The following is an 18,098-nucleotide window of genomic DNA, read 5'->3' as shown; positions in this document are numbered from 1 at the left end:
CCGTGCGCTGGATCCGTTCGTCGAAGCCGCATGCGGATCGGAGCGGTGTGCCTGGCGGTGGCGTTCGGGGTCGGCGTCCTGACCTCCTGCGGCGAGCAGCCCTCCGCGCCGGCGCCGCAGACCGGTGCCGCCCCGGCCGAGCAGCACCTTGTCCTGGACCGCGGTGCGGACTCCCCGCTGGCCGTGGCGGTCCACGGGGACGCCGTACTCGTGCTGACCACCTCCGACGACGGCGTCGTCCGGTCGCAGTTCTCCGACGACGGGGGGCCGTTCCGGCCGGGTGAGGAGCTCGTCACCGGCGTGCGGTGGGCGATGCTCGACGATCCGGTCCGGCTCGCCGACGGCGCCTGGTACGCGCTGGGGACCGGAGGGGTCGAGCGACGTGGCGGCGACGAGGAGCTCGTGCACGAGCCGTTCGCGGTGCGCAGCGACGACGGACTGGTCTGGGAGCGGGTCGAGGTGACCGGGTTCGCCCGGCCCGCCGATGTCAACGACCTCGTCGTCCACGACCAACAGCTGCTCGCCGTCGGCGCCTACCGTACGGCGGACGACCCGTCGATGGGCGGCTTCACGGCGCAGGCGTGGAGCAGCACCGACGGGAGCACCTACGCCGAGGTCGATCTTCCGGACGTGCCCGACTACCGCGGCTACCGGACGGAGTCCGCCGTCGGCGATGCCGTCACGACCGGATCGACGATCGTCCTCGGCGGCCAGGTCGGCCCCCACGCCGCGATCTGGACCAGCGACGACGGTGAGACCTGGCGAGCCTCCGACGACAGCGACCTGGCGGCGGCCCAGCGCGTCGTCGGTCTCGACGCCACGACGAACGGCCCCGTGCTCGCGACGGTCGTCGGTGGTGACCGTCGCGTCGTGCGCTCGGACGATGCAGGCCTCTCCTGGCGCCCGGTCGCGGGTCTCGGTGCCGCCGACGAGGAGGACTGGGCACCCCTCTGGCGCGCCGGCGACCGCTTCCTCACCTGGCAGGCGGCGGCCGGCGGCGAGCCCGACTGGTTCAGCCCGGAGGTCTGCTATGCCGATCTCCGGCAGTGCGGAGCCCAACCCCCACCGGTGGTCGTCGCCGGGGAGGGAGACGGAGCTTGGCGACCGGTCGCCCTCGGCGCGAGCGACGAGCTGGACGCAGTGGTCGGCACCGCCGACGGGCGCGTGCTGGCACTCGGTACGACGGCTCGCGGGGTGCGGGTGCGCACGTGGACCTCCTGGGGCGAGGTCCCCGACGCGTCGTCAGTCGCCGAGCCGGAGACCGTGCAGGTGACGATGCTGGCCGAGGGGGAGGCGCCGGAGATGGGCACCACCTACGCGCACCCGCTCAACACCCACTGCGGGATCGAGCGGGTCTGGTTCGCCGACAGCACCTGGCGTCGCACCGACGACGGCGCGAGGACGTGGCCCGAGGCGTGGTCGGGGGCACCCCGGGGGTGGCCGGTGCCGAAGCGCGACGGCATCCCCTCGGGGAGCGTCTACGGCTTCGCGACGCTGGAGGCCGACGGCTCGATGACCTACACCGACGCCGACGGCGCGGTGCTGGCCACCTACCAGCGGGCCGCGAGACCGTTCTACTGCGACTGACCGGGCATCCCGGTTCGGTGTCGTGCGGGCGAAGCGGTAGAGTTGACGCCGGTGGCCCGCCGACTGCAATCCCATGCCGAAACGGACGGATCTCTCCTCGAGGGACCGGTCCGCACCTGCATCGGTTGTCGTCAACGGGCTTCCCGACGCGAGTTGTTGCGGGTGACCGCCGGCTCGGACCACGACGGTCACCCGATCGTCCGGCCCGATCCCGACGGTTCCGCACCCGGTCGCGGGGCGCACCTGCATCCCACGACCGAGTGTTACGACCTCGCGGTGCGGCGGAGAGCCTTCGCCCGTGCCCTGCGCTTCACGCAGGACGGGGCAGGACTCTCCAGCGTGCCGCTGGCGGACTACCTGACTCGCATCCGTGCCGATCCGACCGACAGAGACTGGAGCAGCAGCTCATGAGCACTCGATGAGTACTTCGCGATGAGCCAGTTCGTTCTGCACCACCCACCAGCGGTCTGAGATCCCCCGATCGGGTCTTGGGCCAGAAGGAGAAACGTGGCCAAGACCCGAGTCCACGAACTCGCCAAGGAGTTCGGAGTCGAGAGCAAGTTCGTTCTCGAGAAGTTCAAGGAGATGGGGGAGTTCGTCAAGTCGGCGAGCTCCACCGTCGAGCTGCCTGCGGAGATGCGCTTCCGCAAGGAGTACGGCGACAAGCTGAAGTCCGGCGGCGACGCCCCGGCGCAGCCGGCTGACAAGCCTGCCGCCAAGCCCGCCGCGAAGAAGGCAGCACCCAAGCCCGGCCCGAAGCCGGCCCCCGCGGCTCCGGTCGCCGAGGCGCCTGCGGCCGAGGCCCAGGCCCCCGCCGCCGAGACCCCGGCCCCGGCGCCGGCGCCGGCCCCGGAGGCGCCGAAGAAGGCAGCGCCGAAGCCCGGCCCCGCCGCGCCCAAGCCCGGCCCTGCCGCGCCCAAGCCCGGTCCCGCCGCGCCCAAGCCGGCCCCCGAGGCCCCGGCAGCCCGCAAGCCCGCACCGCGCCGGGACGGCGGCGCCTCCGCGCCGAAGCCCGGTGCACCCAAGCCCAAGGCTCCGGCGCCGCGTCCGGTCGGCAAGCCCGGCGGTACGCCGCGCCCCGGCAACAACCCGTTCGCCTCGTCACAGGGCATGGGCCGACGGCCCGCCCCGCAGCGTGACACCGGCGGCGGCGACGCCGGCGGCAGCGGTGGCGAGTCCCGTGGACCGCGTCCGGCAGCCCCCGGCGGCCGTCCGGGGATGCCGCGCCCGAACCCGGCGATGATGCCCAAGTCCCCGGCCGCCTTCGGCGCCGGCAACGGTGGCCGAGGTGGTCCCGGTGGACGTGGCGGTGCGCCCGGCCGACCGGGTGCGCCCGGTCGTGGCGGTGCCCCGGGCCGTGGCGGTCCGGGCGGCGGAGCTCCGGGTCGCCCCGGCGGCTTCGGCGGCGGTCGCCCCGGCGGCGGCCGCCCCGGCCAGCGTGGCCAGACCCAGGGCGCCTTCGGGCGTCCGGGTGGTCCGGCGCGTCGCGGACGGAAGTCCAAGCGGGCACGTCGCCAGGAGTTCGAGGCCATGGAGGCCCCGACCATCGGCGGCATGCGGGTCCGCAAGGGCAACGGCGAGACCGTGCGTCTGGCCCGCGGCTCCTCGCTGACCGACTTCGCGGAGAAGATCGGCGTCGACGCGGCCTCGCTGGTGCAGATGCTGTTCCACCTCGGTGAGATGGTCACCGCGACCCAGTCGGTCGGTGACGAGACCCTGGAGCTGCTCGGTGACGAGCTCAACTACAAGGTCGAGGTCGTCTCGCCCGAGGACGAGGACCGCGAGCTGCTCGAGTCGTTCGACATCGAGTTCGGCGCCGACGAGGGCGACGAGGACGACCTGGTCGTCCGGCCGCCGGTGGTGACCGTGATGGGTCACGTCGACCACGGTAAGACCAAGCTGCTCGACGCGCTGCGCAACGCCAACGTCGTCGCGGGTGAGGCCGGTGGCATCACCCAGCACATCGGTGCGTACCAGGTGCACACCGACGTGGACGGCGAGGACCGTCGGATCACCTTCATCGACACCCCGGGTCACGAGGCGTTCACCGCCATGCGTGCCCGTGGTGCGCAGGCGACCGACATCGCGGTGCTGGTGGTCGCGGCCGACGACGGCGTGATGCCGCAGACGATCGAGGCGCTCAACCACGCCAAGGCGGCCGAGGTGCCGATCGTGGTCGCGGTGAACAAGATCGACAAGCCCGACGCCGACCCGGTCAAGGTCCGTGGCGAGCTGTCCGAGTACGGGCTGGTCCCGAGGAGTACGGCGGCGACACCATGTTCGTCGACGTCTCGGCCAAGGCCGGTCAGAACCTCGACAAGCTGCTCGAGTCGATCGTGCTGACCGCCGACGCGTCGCTGGACCTGCGGGCCAACCCCGTGCAGGACGCCCAGGGCCTGGTCGTCGAGGCGCACCTGGACCGCGGTCGCGGTCCGGTCGCCACGATCCTGGTCCAGCGCGGCACCCTGCGCGTCGGTGACTCGATCGTCGCCGGCCCCGCCTACGGTCGGGTGCGTGCCATGCTCGACGAGCACGGCACGGAGATGGCAGAGGCCGACCCGGCTCGTCCGGCGATGGTCCTCGGTCTCTCCTCGGTGCCCGGTGCCGGCCAGAACTTCATCGTGGTCGAGGACGACCGGATGGCGCGCCAGATCGCTGAGAAGCGGGAGGCACGCGAGCGTGCCGCCCAGCAGGCGAAGCGCCGGGTGCGCCGTTCCCTCGAGGACTTCATGGCTTCCATGGAGAAGGGCGAGAGCCAGGAGCTCAACCTCATCCTCAAGGGCGACGTGTCCGGTTCGGTCGAGGCCCTGGAGGACGCACTGGCCCAGATCGACGTCGGCGACGAGGTCAGCCTCCGGGTCATCGACCGCGGTGTCGGTGCGATCACCGAGACCAACGTCGACCTGGCCGCCGCCTCGGACGCCATCATCATCGGCTTCAACGTCCGGCCCCAGGGCAAGGCGGCGCAGATGGCCGACAAGGAAGGCGTCGAGATCCGCTACTACTCGGTCATCTACCAGGCGATCGAGGAGATCGAGGCGGCCCTCAAGGGCATGCTCAAGCCGGAGTACGAAGAGGTCCAGCTCGGCCAGGCCGAGATCCGGGCGATCTTCCGCTCCTCCAAGATCGGCAACATCGCCGGTTGCATGGTCACCAGCGGCCTGATCCGGCGCAACGCCAAGGTGCGTCTGCTCCGCGACGGCGCCGTCATCTCCGACAACCTCGACCTCGCCTCGCTCAAGCGGGAGAAGGACGACGCGTCGGAGGTCAGGGAGGGCTTCGAGTGCGGTCTCGTGCTCAAGAACTTCCAGGACATCAAGGAGGGCGACATCGTCGAGGCCTTCGAGATGAAGGAGATCCCGCGGGCCTGACCCGCACGCGATCCCACCGACCCGGCGCTCCGCACCCACGTGCGGAGCGCCGGGTCTGCGCTGTCGACCGGCGTGCAGGCGTCGGTTCCACGCACCCCCACGTACTGATAGGACATACCCATGAGCAACCCGCGGGCGCGCAAGATCGCCGACCGGATCCAGGTCATCGTCGCCGAGATGCTGGAGCGGCGGATCAAGGACCCGCGCCTCGGATTCGTCACCATCACCGATGTCCGGGTCACCGGTGACAACCAGCAGGCGACGATCTTCTACACCGTCCTCGGCGAGGACGGCGACCAGGCCGCCACCCGCACCGCGCTGGAGTCCGCCAAGGGGCTGCTGCGCTCGGAGGTCGGCAAGCAGCTGGGGATGCGCCACGTCCCGGCGCTCTCCTTCGAGTTCGACGGCATCCCGGAGAACGCGCGCCACCTCGACGAGGTGCTCGCCCGCGCCCGGGCCGCCGACGCCGAGGTCGCCGCGACCAGGGAGGGCAAGGCTCCCGCCGGGGAGGCCGACCCCTACAAGAAGCCGCGCGAGCTCGACGAGGACGAGATCGACCCCGACCTCGACGGGGACGACGAGGAGTGAGCCGGCCCGCTGCGTCGGGCCTGGTCGTCGTCGACAAGCCCGCGGGCATCACCAGCCACGGGGTCGTCGCCCGGGTACGCCGCCTGGCCGGCACCCGCAAGGTGGGTCACGCCGGCACGCTCGACCCGATGGCCACCGGCGTGCTCGTGCTGGGCATCAACCGGGCGACCCGCCTGCTCGGTCACCTGATGCTCACCGACAAGGTCTACCAGGCCACCGTCCGGCTGGGCAGCGTCACCACCACCGACGACGCCGAGGGCGAGCCGGTCTCCAGCACCGACGCCTCCGCCGTGGACGAGGCCGCGATCCGCGCGGCGCTGGCCACCCAGGTGGGGGAGATCGACCAGGTGCCCACCGCCGTCTCGGCGATCAAGGTCGACGGCAAGCGCGCCTACCAGCGGGTCCGCGACGGAGAGGACGTGGAGCTCGCAGCACGCCGGGTCCGGATCGACTCGATCGACGTCGGTCGGGTCGCGCTCGGTGCGGCACCCGAGATCGACATCACCGTCCGCTGCTCCAGCGGCACCTACATCCGCGCCATCGCCCGCGACACCGGGGCGCTGCTCGGAGTCGGGGGGCACCTGACCGCGCTGCGTCGTACCGCGGTCGGGGGGTTCGGGCTCGACGCGGCGCACACCCTGGCCGAGCTCGAGGACGACTTCGCCCTGGTGCCGCTCGCAGCGGCGGCCCGGGCCACCTTCCCGGCCGTGGACCTCTCGGCCGAGCAGGGCCGCGACGTCCGCTACGGCCGGTCCCTCGACCTCCCGCTGACCGGGCTGACCGCCGTCTTCGACGACGGCGAGTTCCTGGCCCTCTACGAGCCGCGCGGTGAGCAGGCCCGCCCGGTGGCGGTCTTCGTGGGCTGAGATCCGCCGGCCCGGGGACGCTCGCGGCCGGCCGCTGAGGCGGTGCGGGTCGGCGACGCTAGAGTCTGCGCGTGCACATCTGGCGTTCCCTGGAGGAGATCCCCACGGATCTGGGGCCGACCGCCGCGATCATCGGCAATTTCGACGGCGTGCATCTCGGTCACCAGCACGTGGTCGAGACCGCGCGCGGACTGGCCGACCGGGACGGTCTGCGTCTGGTCGCGGTCACCTTCGACCCGCACCCGCTGGCCGTGGTGCGCCCCGACCTCGCGCCGGTCCGGCTGACCGACCTGGACCGCCGGGCCCGGCTGCTGCAGGAGGCCGGGGTCGACGACGTCCTGGTGCTGCAGTTCGGTCGCGAGCTGGCGTCGTGGTCGCCGGCCCAGTTCATCGAGCGGGTCCTGGTCCACGGTCTCGACGCGCGCGTGGTCGTGGTGGGTGCCAACTTCCGCTTCGGGCACAAGGCCGCCGGCGACGTGGAGACGCTGCGTGCCGACGGACGCTTCGCCGTGGAGGGGATCGACCTCGACGGCGCGCACGGCGACGTCTGGAGCTCCACCTACGTGCGCGAGCGTCTCGCCGCCGGTGATGTGGCGGCGGCGACCGAGGCGCTGGGCCGTCCCCACGTCGTGAGCGGCTCGGTGGTCCGCGGTGACCAGCGCGGCCGCGACCTGGGCTACCCGACGGCCAACGTGCCCACCGGGGGCGTGGCCGCCCCGGCCGACGGGGTCTACGCGGGCTGGCTGCGCCGCCTCGACGTACCCGGCGAACCGGCCCTGCCCGCGGCGATCAGCGTCGGCACCAACCCCACCTTCGCCGGAGAGCGGGAGCGGCGCGTCGAGGCCTACGTGCTCGACCGCGACGACCTCGACCTCTACGGAGTGCCGGTGGAGATCAGCTTCGTCTCCTGGATCCGCGGGATGCACCGGTTCGAGGGTCTGGACGAGCTGCTGGCCGCGATGGCCGACGACGTACGACGCACCCGCACGCTCCTCGGATGAGCCGGACCCCAGCGGGCGCGGCCGCCGGTGGTCCCGCGACCCGGGCCGCGTGCGAGGCGTGGTTCGTGGCCCACGGCCTGCCCTACTTCGTGGACCGGCACCGCGACGCCGTCGTGCGGGGCCTGCGACGCGGGCGCCTGCTGGTCCTGCTCGCTGTCGGGATGGTGCTCGGCCTGCTGGTCGGCGTCACGGTCGGTGTGCTGGGCACGACCGCCACCGGCCTGGCGGCCGCGATGACCACCCTGGGCCTGGTCGCGGCCGGCTACGCGGTGGCCACGCTGCGAGCCTGGCTGATCCTGACCTGGGCGGTGCGGCGCACGTTCGGGTCGCTCGGCCTGCTGCTGCCCCTGATCACCCGGGCGCTGCCGCTGCTGCTGCTCTTCGTGACCTTCCTGTTCATCAACGCCGAGGTCTGGCAGGTCGCCGCCGGCCTCGACGGCGGTGTTCTCTGGGTGATCGTGCTGCTCTTCGCCGGCATCGCCGTGGGCTTCCTGCTGACCCGGCTGCCCGAGGAGCTCGGCAAGGTCGATCGTTCGGTCGACGGGGCCCGGTTGGTCGCCGCGTGCTCGGGCACGCCGCTGGAGCCGGCGGCCACGGAGCTGGCGGCGCGCTCCGGGGAAGCCATCGTCGTGGCGGAGGTCAACGGCCTGCAGAAGGCGAATCTGCTGCTGGTGCTGCTGGTCGCCCAGGCCCTGCAGGTGCTGTTGCTGTCGCTGGCCGTCTTCGCCTTCTTCATCGTCTTCGGCGTCGTCGCGATCAGTCCCGACGTGGTCGAGTCGTGGACCCAGGGGCGGTGCACCCGGTCGGCACGCCGTGGGGTGAGGCGCTCGGCGGGCGGCTGAGCCTGGAGCTGGTGCGGGTCTCGGTCTTCCTCGCGGCGTTCAGCGGCCTCTACTTCACCGTCTACGCGATCACCGACGACCTCTACCGCCAGGAGTTCTTCACCACCGTGACCCGCGAGCTGGAGCGTGCGGTCAGTGCTCGGGTGGCCTACCGGTGGCTGGTGGACCGCGGCGACCGGTCCTCGCCGAGCGGCGGCTGATCGGTGGTCGACCGTCCCGGCCACGAGCGCCGCGCGGATTGGGAGAGGCTCCGGCCGCGCTGTTAGCCTTGTTCGGTTGCCGTCAGAACGGCCGCGGACAAAGAGAGCTCCAGGATTCCAGGCTGGAGCGCCGCGCAACGAGCACTGTGCCCGTGAGGGCGAGAAGGGGTTCCCATGGCTATCGGTACCGACGCTGAGACCAAGAAGAAGATCATCGCCGAGTACGCCACCACCGAGGGCGACACCGGTTCGCCGGAGGTGCAGATCGCGCTGCTGAGCCACCGCATCGGCCACCTGACCGAGCACCTCAAGCAGCACAAGCACGACCACCACAGCCGCCGCGGCCTCCTGCTGCTGGTCGGTCAGCGTCGTCGTCTGCTCAACTACCTGAAGAAGACCGAGATCGAGCGCTACCGCTCGATTGTCGAGCGGCTCGGCCTGCGCCGCTGATCCGACGCGTTCGCCGCACTCCTGCGGAGCGTCCGCGGCGTTGGCGGGCCTCGACGGCCCGCTTCGCTTGACGGCCGCCTTCGGCCCGCCGCCTTGCGGCCACACGCGCAGGAGCACGGCGTACGCATCGGATTCCACGAACGGGTGCCCTCATCGAGGGCGCCCGTTCTGCATTTCCCTGGTGAGTCGGTACCGTGGGCGGCGACATCAAGTCCAATTCATCGCGGGGCAACGCGTCCCGCACCGCACGAATAAGAGAACACTTTGACTGAACCCGTCATCTCCGCCGTCGAGACCGTTATCGACAACGGGAAGTTCGGCACCCGTACCGTCAAGTTCGAGACCGGGCTGCTCGCCCGGCAGGCCGCCGGCTCGGTGACCGCCTACCTCGACGACGACACCATGCTGCTCTCGGCGACCACCGCCGGGAAGCACCCCAAGGACCACTTCGACTTCTTCCCGCTCACCATCGACGTGGAGGAGCGGATGTACGCCGCGGGCCGGATCCCCGGGTCGTTCTTCCGGTCCGAGGGTCGCCCCGGCGAGGAGGCGATCCTCGCCTGCCGCCTGATCGACCGTCCGCTGCGCCCGACCTTCAAGAAGGGTCTGCGCAACGAGGTCCAGGTCGTCATCACCGTGATGGCGCTCAACCCGGACACCCCCTACGACGTGCTGGCGATCAACGCCGCCTCGCTGTCGACCCAGCTCTCCGGCCTGCCCTTCAGCGGCCCGGTCGGCGGCGTGCGCGTCGCCCTCATCGACGGCCAGTGGGTCGCCTTCCCCTCGCACAGCCAGCTCGAGGGCGCCGTCTTCGACATGGTCGTGGCCGGTCGGGTCACCGAGACCGGTGACGTCGCCATCATGATGGTCGAGGCCGAGGCGACCGAGGAGACCATCGAGCTCGTCCGCGGCGGCGCCCAGGCGCCGACCGAGGAGGTCGTGGCCGGCGGTCTCGAGGCCGCCAAGCCGTTCATCAAGCAGCTCGTCGAGGCGCAGGTCGAGATCGCGAACGTGGCCGCCAAGCCGGTCCAGGAGTTCCCGGTCTTCCTCGACTACGAGGACGACGTCTTCGACGCCGTCGAGGCGCACGTGAAGGGCGACCTCGCCGCCGCGATGAAGATCGCGGACAAGCAGGAGCGCCAGGACCGCACCGACGAGCTCAAGGACCGCGTCCTCGGGCACCTCGAGGAGCAGTTCGCCGGCCGCGAGAAGGAGATCGGCGCGGCCTTCCGCTCGGTCAACAAGGCGGTCGTCCGGGAGAGCATCCTGCGCGACAAGATCCGCATCGACGGCCGCGGCCTCGCCGACATCCGCCCGCTGCACGCCGAGGTCGGCGTGATCCCGCGGGTGCACGGCTCCGCGCTCTTCGAGCGTGGCGAGACCCAGATCCTGGGCGTCACCACGCTGGACATGCTGAAGATGGAGCAGCAGCTCGACACGCTCTCCCCGGAGACGTCGCGTCGCTACATGCACAAGTACATCTTCCCGCCGTTCTCCACCGGTGAGACCGGCCGCGTCGGCTCGCCGAAGCGTCGTGAGGTCGGCCACGGTGCGCTGGCCCGCCGCGCGCTGCTGCCCGTGCTGCCCGACCGCGAGCAGTTCCCCTACGCGATCCGCCAGCTCTCCGAGGCGATGGGCTCCAACGGCTCCACCTCGATGGGCTCGGTCTGCGCCTCCACGCTGTCGCTGCTGCAGGCCGGTGTGCCGCTGAAGGCCCCGGTGGCCGGCATCGCGATGGGTCTGGTCTCGGGCGAGATCGACGGCTCCACGCAGTACGTCGCCCTGACCGACATCCTCGGCGCCGAGGACGCGTTCGGCGACATGGACTTCAAGGTCGCCGGCACCCGTGAGTTCGTCACGGCGCTGCAGCTGGACACCAAGCTCGACGGCATCCCGGCCGAGGTCCTCGCCCAGGCGCTGAACCAGGCCAAGGACGCCCGCCTGGCGATCCTGGACGTGATGGGCGAGGCGATCGACACTCCCGAGGAGATGTCGATCCACGCGCCGCGGATCATCACCGTCAAGGTTCCGGTGGACAAGATCGGCGAGGTGATCGGGCCCAAGGGCAAGGTGATCAACCAGATCCAGGACGACACCGGCGCCAACGTCTCCATCGAGGACGACGGCACCGTCTACATCGGTGCCACCAACGGCGAGGCCGCGGAGGCCGCCCGGTCCGCGATCAACGCGATCGCGAACCCGACCATGCCGGAGGTCGGCGAGCGCTACCTCGGCACCGTCGTCAAGACCACCAACTTCGGTGCCTTCGTCGCGCTGATGCCGGGCAAGGACGGGCTGCTGCACATCAGCAAGCTCCGCGCCCTCGCCGGCGGCAAGCGCGTGGAGAACGTCGACGACGTGGTCTCCGTCGGTCAGAAGCTCCAGGTCGAGATCGCGGAGATCGACGACCGGGGCAAGCTGTCCCTGGTCCCCGTGGTGGAGGAGTCGGAGGGTTCCGCCGACGAGGACGCCACCGACACCGAGGCGTGATCCATTCGTGAGCTCAGCTCCCACGACGGCCGGTCAGCACCACGCTGACCGGCCGTCGGCCTTCCCCGAGCGGCCCGCCGGCGAGCCCGGCGCACGGTCGGCCTCGCGTGCCACCACCAGGACCCTGGAGACGGTCCGGGACTCCCAGGACCGGATCACCTCCCAGGTGCGCCGCACCGTGCTGCCGTCCGGCCTGCGCGTGGTCACCGAAGAGATGGCCGGTGCCCGGTCCGCCTCGATCGGCGTGTGGATCGGGGTCGGCTCCCGCGACGAACGGGCCAGCACGCACGGCGCCAGCCACTTCCTCGAGCACCTGCTGTTCAAGGGCACCCGTGAGCGCTCCGCGTTCGACATCTCGATCGCGCTCGACGCCGTGGGCGGAGAGTTCAACGCGTTCACCGCCAAGGAGTACACCTGCTTCCACGCCCGGGTGCTGGGTGAGGACCTGCCGCTCGCCGTCGACGTGCTCGGCGACATGATCACCGACTCGGTGATCGCGGCGGGCGACGTCGAGGCGGAGCGCGACGTGATCCTGGACGAGATCGCGATGCACGAGGACGACCCCGACGACGTCGTACAGAACCTCTTCGCCGCCTTGGCCTGGGGCGAGACCTCGGCGCTGGGCCGGCCGATCGCCGGCACGGTCGAGTCCATCTCCGCGATGAACCGTGACCAGGTCCGCCGGTTCCACCGCCGTCACTACACCCCGGACAACGTCGTGGTCTCGGTCGCGGGCGCCGTCGACCACACCGAGGTGGTGGCCGCGGTGCGCACCGCCTTCGGCCGCAACGGATTCCTGAGTGGCCGCGCCGCGCCGCGGCCGCCGCGGCTGCTGGTCAAGCGGCCCCGGATCGCCTCCGGTTCGGCCTCGGTGTCGCGGCCGTTCGAGCAGGTCAACCTGGTGCTCGGCACCGAGGGGCCCGCCCGCGAGGACGACAGCAGGTTCGCGCTCGGCGTGCTCAACACGGTGCTCGGCGGCGGCACCTCCAGCCGCCTCTTCCAGGAGGTCCGTGAGGTCCGCGGCCTCGCCTACTCGGTCTACTCCTTCGCCATGCACTACTCCGACTCCGGGCTGGTCGGCGTGGCCGTCGGCTGCCTGCCCGAGCGGACCGAGCAGGTGCTCGCGGTGGTGCGGGGCGAGCTGGCGCGGCTGGCCGAGCAGGGCATCAGCGCCGAGGAGCTGGCGCGTGGCAAGGGCCAGCTGCGCGGTGGCATGGCGTTGGGCCTGGAGGACTCCGGCGCCCGGATGATGCGGCTGGGCAAGGGCGAGCTGGTGCACACCGAGACGCTCGGCATCGACGAGGTGCTGGCGCGGATCGAGGCGGTCACCCTGGACGATGTCCGCGCGGTCGCCGCCGCGGTGCTCAGCGGACCGGAGCTGCTCGCGGTCGTCGGCCCCTCCTAGATCCGTATCCAGCCCTGCCGTCGATGCCCGCCCGTCGAGCGATGTGCGTGGTGGCGTGTGCACCGATAACGTGATGCGGCGTAGTGCCGGTGCACATCCGAACAGAGGAGAGGTATGGCTGCGAACCGCTCGGACGAGGTCGAGGCGCCCGAGGAGCGGATGCCTCCCACCAGGAGTGGTCGCCTGATCGCGGCGCCGCGGGTGTTCATCCCGGCGGCCGGGCTCCTGCTGCTCTTCGTGGTGCTCACCGCCGCGGCTCCGAAGCAGATGGGGGAGTGGATCGGGAAGGCCAACTCCACCGTCGTCGAGGACCTCGGATGGTGGTACATCGCGGTCGTCACGGCCTGCGTCTTCTTCTCCCTGTGGATCGCGTTCTCGCGGATGGGCGACTTCGTGCTCGGCAAGGACGACGAGGACCCGGAGTTCGGCCTGGGCTCCTGGTTCGCGATGCTCTTCGCCGCCGGCATGGGCATCGGGCTCGTCTTCTGGGGCGTGGCCGAGCCGTTGAACCACTACGCGAGCCCGCCGCCCGGCTCCGCCGCGGACACCCCGGCCCAGGCGGCGCGGACCGCGATGGACACGACGTTCCTGCACTGGGGCCTGCACGCCTGGGCGATCTACGTCGTGGTCGGTCTCTCGATCGCCTACTCGGTACACCGGCGGGGCAACCCGATCTCGATCCGCTGGGCACTGGAGCCGCTGCTCGGCAAGCGGATCCGCGGCTTCTGGGGGACGTGATCGACGTGATCGCGGTCCTCGGCACGCTCTTCGGCGTGGCCACCTCCCTCGGTCTCGGCGTCAGCCAGATCGGTGCCGGCCTGGGCTACCTCGGCGCCGTCGACGAGCCCAGCACCTGGTTGCTGATCGGACTGATCATCGTGATCACCGCGATCGCGCTGACCTCCGTGGTCACCGGCGTGGACAAGGGCATCAAGTGGTTGTCGAACATCAACATGGTCGCGGCCGTCATCCTGATGGTGACCGTGCTCGTGCTGGGTCCGACGGTCTTCATCCTCAGCGACTTCGTCACCCAGATCGGCTCCTACGTCCAGAACTTCTTCCAGATGGCGTTCAACGCCCGCCCGTTCCAGGAGGACGGCAAGGAGTGGCTGGGTGGCTGGACGACTTTCTACTGGGGCTGGTGGATGAGCTGGGCACCCTTCGTCGGGGTCTTCATCGCCCGGATCTCGCGTGGTCGCACCGTCCGCGAGTTCATCGTGGGTGTGCTGCTGGTGCCGACCCTGGTGACCTTCCTCTGGTTCTCGGTGATGGGGGGCACCGCCCTCTACGAGGAGCTGTTCGAGGACGGCGGGCTGATCGACCCCGAGAGCGGCGTCTCCACGAACACCGCGCTGTTCCAGATGCTCGACCTGCTGCCGGGTGCCACGGTGCTCAGCGTGCTCGCGATCTTCCTGATCGTGGTCTTCTTCGTGACGAGCTCGGACTCCGGCTCGTTCGTGGTGGACATGCTCTCCTCCGGCGGCGACCCGAACCCGCCCGTGTGGAGCCGTGCGTTCTGGGCGACGATGGAGGGCGCGATCGCCGCGGTCCTGCTCTACGTCGGCACCCAGGCCCAGAAGTCGGATCCGGACGTGGATCCGCTCGAGGCGCTCCAGACGATGGCGATCCTGCTGGCTCTTCCGTTCAGCATCGTGATGGTGCTGATGGCCATCTCCACCGCCAAGGCACTGCTGGCCGAGCAGCGGGCGTGGGTGCGCCGTCAGCGCCGGTGGCTCACCGCCGAGGTCGCCCGGGAGCTGCAGGAAAACGACGTCCTGGCGGTCGGCGAGACCACCGACGGGGCCAGCGACGGGGCCGGGGCCGGGGCCACCGGGCCGGCGGAGCCGCGCGAGGACGGCTGACGACCGTCCGCGACCCGGCGGGCGCCGCAGGTCCCGCCGGGTCGCCGCCGGCCACTCGTGGGTCAGCGGCGACCGATGATGCCGATCACCGGGGGCTGCTTGGAGTCCACGATGTAGACCCGGAACCCGCCCTCGGTGAGCGCAGCGGAGGTCTTGGCGAGGATCTCCGGCACCTGCTCGGGGCGAGTGGTGGAGAAGAAGAGGTTGACCGAGCCGCCGGGCAGGACGCGCTCGTGCAGCAGCGCCACCTCCTCCTTGCAGTCGCGCACCCAGAACAGGTTGACGTCGAACGCGAAGACCTTGGTCAGACGCTTCACCGGCACCCGCAGGGTGGCCAGGTCGATCTGGCGGACGGTGAGGCGCCCGGCGTCGACGTACTCCGCGCACCGCTGCTTGGTGCGGTCCACGCCCGCCTCGGAGCGGTCGATGGCGAACATCTTGCCCTTGCCCTCGAGGCGGCTGCAGATCAGCTCTGCAGCCGCTCCGGATCCGCAGCCGATCTCGAGCACGTGGTCCTGGGGTTGGATGTCCATGAAGTCCACGGCCCAGCGGATCCGGGCAGGAATGGTTTGCACCGCCATGAGGGTCAGCCTGCCAGACGCCGGGGCCCGAGGGCAGACAGGTCTGCCTGATCAGGGCGTGTCCCGGCCGAGGAGCGCGACGCCCTACGCTGGATCCGTGACGGACGAGACGGTGGACGGGGCCCAGGACGTGGGCGGCGGTCGGGCGATCCGGGTGGGCGTGCTCGGTGCACGCGGCAAGGTCGGCTCCGAGGTCGTCGCCGCGATCGAGGCCGCCGAGGGCGTGGTGCTGTCGGCGGCGGTCGATGCCGGCGACCCGATCGAGGACCTGGTCTCCTCCGGCACCCAGGTGATCGTCGACTTCACCCACCCCGACGTGGTGATGGACAACCTGGCCTTCTGCATCGACCACGGCATCCACGCCGTCGTCGGCACCACCGGGTTCGACGAGCAGCGGCTGCAGGCGCTGCGCGACCGGCTGGAGGCACGCCCGGAGACGGGCGTGCTGATCGCCCCCAACTTCTCCGTCGGCGCGATCCTGATGATGCGGTTCGCCGCGCAGGCCGCCGCGTTCTACGAGTCCGTCGAGGTGGTCGAGTTCCACCACCCCACGAAGGCGGACGCCCCCAGCGGCACCGCTCGGCGGACGGCCGAGCTGATCGCCGCCGCCCGCCGCGACGCCGGCCTGGGTGCGGTCCCGGACGCGACCAGTACGTCGCTGGACGGCGCGCGGGGAGCGGACGTGGACGGGGTGCCGGTGCACGCGTTGCGGGTCCGCGGGATGATCGCGCACCAGGAGGTCCTGTTCGGGGGCTGGGGGAGACCCTGACCATCCGGCACGACTCGATGGACAGGGCGTCGTTCACCCCCGGGGTGCTGATCGGTGTGCGCCAGATCGCCGGCCGTCCCGGCCTCACCGTCGGCCTCGAGCACTTCCTGGATCTCGACTGAGCACAGGGGCACGCTGAGGCGCCGATGCCGAGGAAGGCTGCGGCTCGCGCACGCCCCGGACGGGCTCTCGGCGACGGTCGCCGGTCGTTCCCGCAACTTGTTGCAGTGCACGAAATTGCGGGGCCGCATCGCTGGCCCCAGCACGCGGATCGGGTGCAAGGTCGTCCTGACGCCGGGTGACCGGCGGATCGGGCGGCCGCCATCTCGGGTGCGGCCGGCTGATCCCGACTCCTTCCTGGAGGCAGTGCCGGGAAGGGCCGCCGCCTACCGGCGGCATGACCGGGGTCTGCGACGGCTGATGGGGGCGTCGCGGGCCCCGGTTCCGGGGCGGGCCGATCGCTGTTCCGCCGTCCGGCGCAGGTCAGAGTGCCCGCAGCAGCGCGGCCAACGCGGCGGAGCCCACCACGACCACCAGGAACGGTGCGCGGGCCAGCAGCAGCACCACCGCGCAGCCGAGTCCGGCCAGGCGTGCGTCGACGACGAGGACCTGGTCGCCCTGCGCGTCCGTCCCAGCCATCACCTGCACGGCCACCAGCGCCGAGAGCAGCGCCACCGGGATCAGGTCGGCCACCCGGGCCACCCACGGACGCGCCAGCACGGACGCCGGGACGGCGAGCCCGGCCAGCTTCAGCGCGTAGCAGCCGGCGCAGGCCGCCAGGATGGCCCACCAGATCACGGCCGGACCTCGCTCGGCCGCCCGGCGCCCGTCAGCACCCCGATCAGCACGGCCGCCCCGCCCGCCAGCAGCACCGGGAGGCCGGCGGGGGTGAAGGGCACCACGGCCAACGCGAGCACTGCGGCGAGGAGCCCGATGCGGGCGTTCCCGGGCTCCTTCAGCCGCGGCCACACCAGCGCCAGGAACGCCGCGCCCACCGCGGCGTCGAGGCCGTAGTCGCGTGGATCGCCGAGCGTGGTCCCGGCGAGAGCGCCGAGGAGGGTGAAGAGGTTCCACAGGACCAGGACGCTGATGCCGGTGGTGAGGAAGCCCAGCCGGGTGAGCGCGCGGCTGGGACGGTCCAGCGCCATCGCCGTGGACTCGTCGATCAGGATGTGCGCCGCGGCCGCTCGCCGTCCACCGGACCAGCCGAGGAGTGGAGCCATCCGCAGCCCGTAGAGCGTGTTCCGGGCTCCCAGCAGGAGCGCGGTCGCGGTGCCCGCGAACGGGGCTCCGCCGGCGCCGAGGACGCCGACCAGCGCGAACTGAGACGCACCGGTGAACATCAGCAGGGAGAGCGCGCAGGTCTGCAGCACGCTGAGCCCGGACGCCACCGAGACCGCACCGAAGCTGACCCCGTAGAGGCCGGTGGCGATGCCCACGCCAAGGCTGTCGCCGATCACCGCGCGCCGGGCGGCCGCGTCGTCGGCCGGGACCCCGGTCGCGTCGTCCGCCGGTGTCACGACAACGCCGTGTGGAGCCGGACCTGACGCACCTGCGCGGTGCTGGTGCTGGTCCCTTCCTGGCCGGCCAGCTCCCTGCTGGCGCCGTCCGGCCCCCAGCCGGCGCTGGTGAGGAACGTGCGCAGCGGGTCGTCGGTGGTGTCGACCCAGCAGACCGCCCGGGTGAACCGGTCCGCGGCGAGGGTGTCGGCGCAGGCCTGGAGCAGCCGCGACCCGTGGCCCTGACCGACGCGTCCGGGGGCGACGGTGAACTCGGCGACCTCCCCGTCGACGGCGGGATCGGCGTCGGGGTCCGTGCCGGGCACGGTGAGCGCGAACCCGACGACCTCGTCGTGGGCGAGGGCGACCAGCGCCCGGTGCCGGGCCTCGGGCGGGCGGGACAGGGTGCCGCGCCACGCCTCGGCGAGCTCCTCCACGCCGATCGGGGCACCACCCCCGGGGCGGCCGGCGCGGCGTCGTACCGATGGCGCCAGGCCTGCAGCTGGACCGCGGCGATGCCAGGGGCGTCGGCCGGCCAGGCGACTCGGACGGAGACGTCTGCAGCGACCATGGGGCCAGTGTGGCAA

14 protein-coding genes and 3 pseudogenes are annotated in these 18,098 nt (G+C 71.7%); 13 read left to right on the top strand and 4 right to left on the bottom strand.

Features of this window, described 5'->3' with window-relative positions; genetic code table 11:
• Nucleotides 1-30 precede the first annotated feature (30 nt).
• The 12 genes and pseudogenes from FIV43_RS09180 (at nucleotide 31) to FIV43_RS23765 (ending at nucleotide 14,662) form a co-directional block, all read left to right on the top strand.
• Nucleotides 31-1,587: a sialidase/neuraminidase family protein gene (locus FIV43_RS09180; protein ID WP_141013880.1), complete on the top strand. Its 1,557-nt coding sequence runs from the start codon at nucleotides 31-33 to the stop codon at nucleotides 1,585-1,587.
• Nucleotides 1,588-1,638: 51 nt separating this feature from the next.
• The gene (locus FIV43_RS09175) at nucleotides 1,639-1,998 is read left to right on the top strand and encodes a YlxR family protein (RefSeq protein WP_231123872.1); all 360 of its coding nucleotides are present in this window, start codon (nucleotides 1,639-1,641) and stop codon (nucleotides 1,996-1,998) included.
• A 96-nt stretch (nucleotides 1,999-2,094) separates the two neighbouring features.
• Nucleotides 2,095-4,958, top strand: a pseudogene (gene infB / locus FIV43_RS09170) (translation initiation factor IF-2).
• Between the two features lie 120 nt (nucleotides 4,959-5,078).
• Complete coding sequence (gene rbfA / locus FIV43_RS09165; RefSeq protein ID WP_141013879.1) at nucleotides 5,079-5,546, top strand: 30S ribosome-binding factor RbfA; 468 nt, start codon at nucleotides 5,079-5,081, stop codon at nucleotides 5,544-5,546.
• Nucleotides 5,543-6,412 (top strand): tRNA pseudouridine(55) synthase TruB, encoded by an 870-nt coding sequence (gene truB, locus FIV43_RS09160; protein ID WP_141013878.1) that lies wholly within the window; start codon nucleotides 5,543-5,545, stop codon nucleotides 6,410-6,412. Before rbfA ends, truB begins: the two co-directional genes overlap by 4 nt.
• A gap of 71 nt (nucleotides 6,413-6,483) precedes the next feature.
• Nucleotides 6,484-7,413: a bifunctional riboflavin kinase/FAD synthetase gene (locus FIV43_RS09155; RefSeq protein WP_141013877.1), complete on the top strand. Its 930-nt coding sequence runs from the start codon at nucleotides 6,484-6,486 to the stop codon at nucleotides 7,411-7,413.
• A complete protein-coding gene (locus FIV43_RS09150) occupies nucleotides 7,410-8,255 on the top strand; it encodes a hypothetical protein (protein WP_141013876.1) in 846 nt (281 codons plus the stop codon). Before FIV43_RS09155 ends, FIV43_RS09150 begins: the two co-directional genes overlap by 4 nt.
• Nucleotides 8,207-8,455 carry a hypothetical protein gene (locus FIV43_RS09145; protein ID WP_181407735.1) on the top strand — a complete coding sequence of 83 codons (249 nt, stop codon included), beginning with the start codon at nucleotides 8,207-8,209 and terminating at the stop codon, nucleotides 8,453-8,455. Before FIV43_RS09150 ends, FIV43_RS09145 begins: the two co-directional genes overlap by 49 nt.
• Before the next feature lie 174 nt (nucleotides 8,456-8,629).
• Entirely contained in the window at nucleotides 8,630-8,905 is a 276-nt protein-coding gene (gene rpsO, locus FIV43_RS09140) for a 30S ribosomal protein S15 (protein WP_141013874.1), read from the top strand.
• A gap of 264 nt (nucleotides 8,906-9,169) precedes the next feature.
• Nucleotides 9,170-11,395 (top strand): polyribonucleotide nucleotidyltransferase, encoded by a 2,226-nt coding sequence (locus tag FIV43_RS09135; RefSeq protein WP_141013873.1) that lies wholly within the window; start codon nucleotides 9,170-9,172, stop codon nucleotides 11,393-11,395.
• A 7-nt stretch (nucleotides 11,396-11,402) separates the two neighbouring features.
• Entirely contained in the window at nucleotides 11,403-12,800 is a 1,398-nt protein-coding gene (locus FIV43_RS09130) for a M16 family metallopeptidase (RefSeq protein ID WP_141013872.1), read from the top strand.
• Nucleotides 12,801-12,914: 114 nt separating this feature from the next.
• Nucleotides 12,915-14,662 (top strand): annotated as a pseudogene (locus FIV43_RS23765) (BCCT family transporter).
• Between the two features lie 62 nt (nucleotides 14,663-14,724).
• Here the strand turns inward: FIV43_RS23765 and FIV43_RS09120 are convergent.
• Nucleotides 14,725-15,243 (bottom strand): class I SAM-dependent methyltransferase, encoded by a 519-nt coding sequence (locus FIV43_RS09120; RefSeq protein WP_141013871.1) that lies wholly within the window; start codon nucleotides 15,241-15,243, stop codon nucleotides 14,725-14,727.
• A 148-nt stretch (nucleotides 15,244-15,391) separates the two neighbouring features.
• On the opposite strand from FIV43_RS09120, the pseudogene dapB reads away from it, so the two are divergent.
• Nucleotides 15,392-16,134 (top strand): annotated as a pseudogene (gene dapB, locus FIV43_RS09115) (4-hydroxy-tetrahydrodipicolinate reductase).
• 361 nt (nucleotides 16,135-16,495) lie between these two features.
• Here dapB and FIV43_RS09110 read toward each other — a convergent pair.
• The 3 genes from FIV43_RS09110 to FIV43_RS09100 are packed head-to-tail and all read right to left on the bottom strand — an operon-like array spanning nucleotide 16,496 to nucleotide 17,948.
• Nucleotides 16,496-16,810, bottom strand: coding sequence for an AzlD domain-containing protein (locus FIV43_RS09110; RefSeq protein ID WP_141013870.1), 315 nt, complete (start codon nucleotides 16,808-16,810; stop codon nucleotides 16,496-16,498).
• Nucleotides 16,807-17,532, bottom strand: coding sequence for an AzlC family ABC transporter permease (locus tag FIV43_RS09105; protein ID WP_141013869.1), 726 nt, complete (start codon nucleotides 17,530-17,532; stop codon nucleotides 16,807-16,809). Before FIV43_RS09105 ends, FIV43_RS09110 begins: the two co-directional genes overlap by 4 nt.
• Nucleotides 17,529-17,948, bottom strand: a complete 420-nt coding sequence (locus tag FIV43_RS09100) for a GNAT family N-acetyltransferase (RefSeq protein WP_231123871.1) — start codon at nucleotides 17,946-17,948, stop codon at nucleotides 17,529-17,531. Before FIV43_RS09100 ends, FIV43_RS09105 begins: the two co-directional genes overlap by 4 nt.
• Between the last annotated feature and the right edge of the window lie 150 nt (nucleotides 17,949-18,098).

Source organism: Nocardioides sambongensis (assembly GCF_006494815.1).
Taxonomy (GTDB): Bacteria; Actinomycetota; Actinomycetes; order Propionibacteriales; family Nocardioidaceae; genus Nocardioides; species Nocardioides sambongensis.
This window is presented reverse-complemented; position numbering and strand designations above follow the sequence as displayed.

What these genes read in the sequence shown, in the direction of transcription:
- FIV43_RS09180 (WP_141013880.1), top strand. Translation starts at nt 31, where the DNA reads ATGCGGATCGGAGCGGTGTGCCTGGCGGTGGCGTTCGGGGTCGGCGTC.
- rbfA (WP_141013879.1), top strand. Translation starts at nt 5,079, where the DNA reads ATGAGCAACCCGCGGGCGCGCAAGATCGCCGACCGGATCCAGGTCATC.
- FIV43_RS09150 (WP_141013876.1), top strand. Translation starts at nt 7,410, where the DNA reads ATGAGCCGGACCCCAGCGGGCGCGGCCGCCGGTGGTCCCGCGACCCGG.
- rpsO (WP_141013874.1), top strand. Translation starts at nt 8,630, where the DNA reads ATGGCTATCGGTACCGACGCTGAGACCAAGAAGAAGATCATCGCCGAG.
- FIV43_RS09120 (WP_141013871.1), bottom strand. Translation starts at nt 15,243, where the DNA reads ATGGCGGTGCAAACCATTCCTGCCCGGATCCGCTGGGCCGTGGACTTC.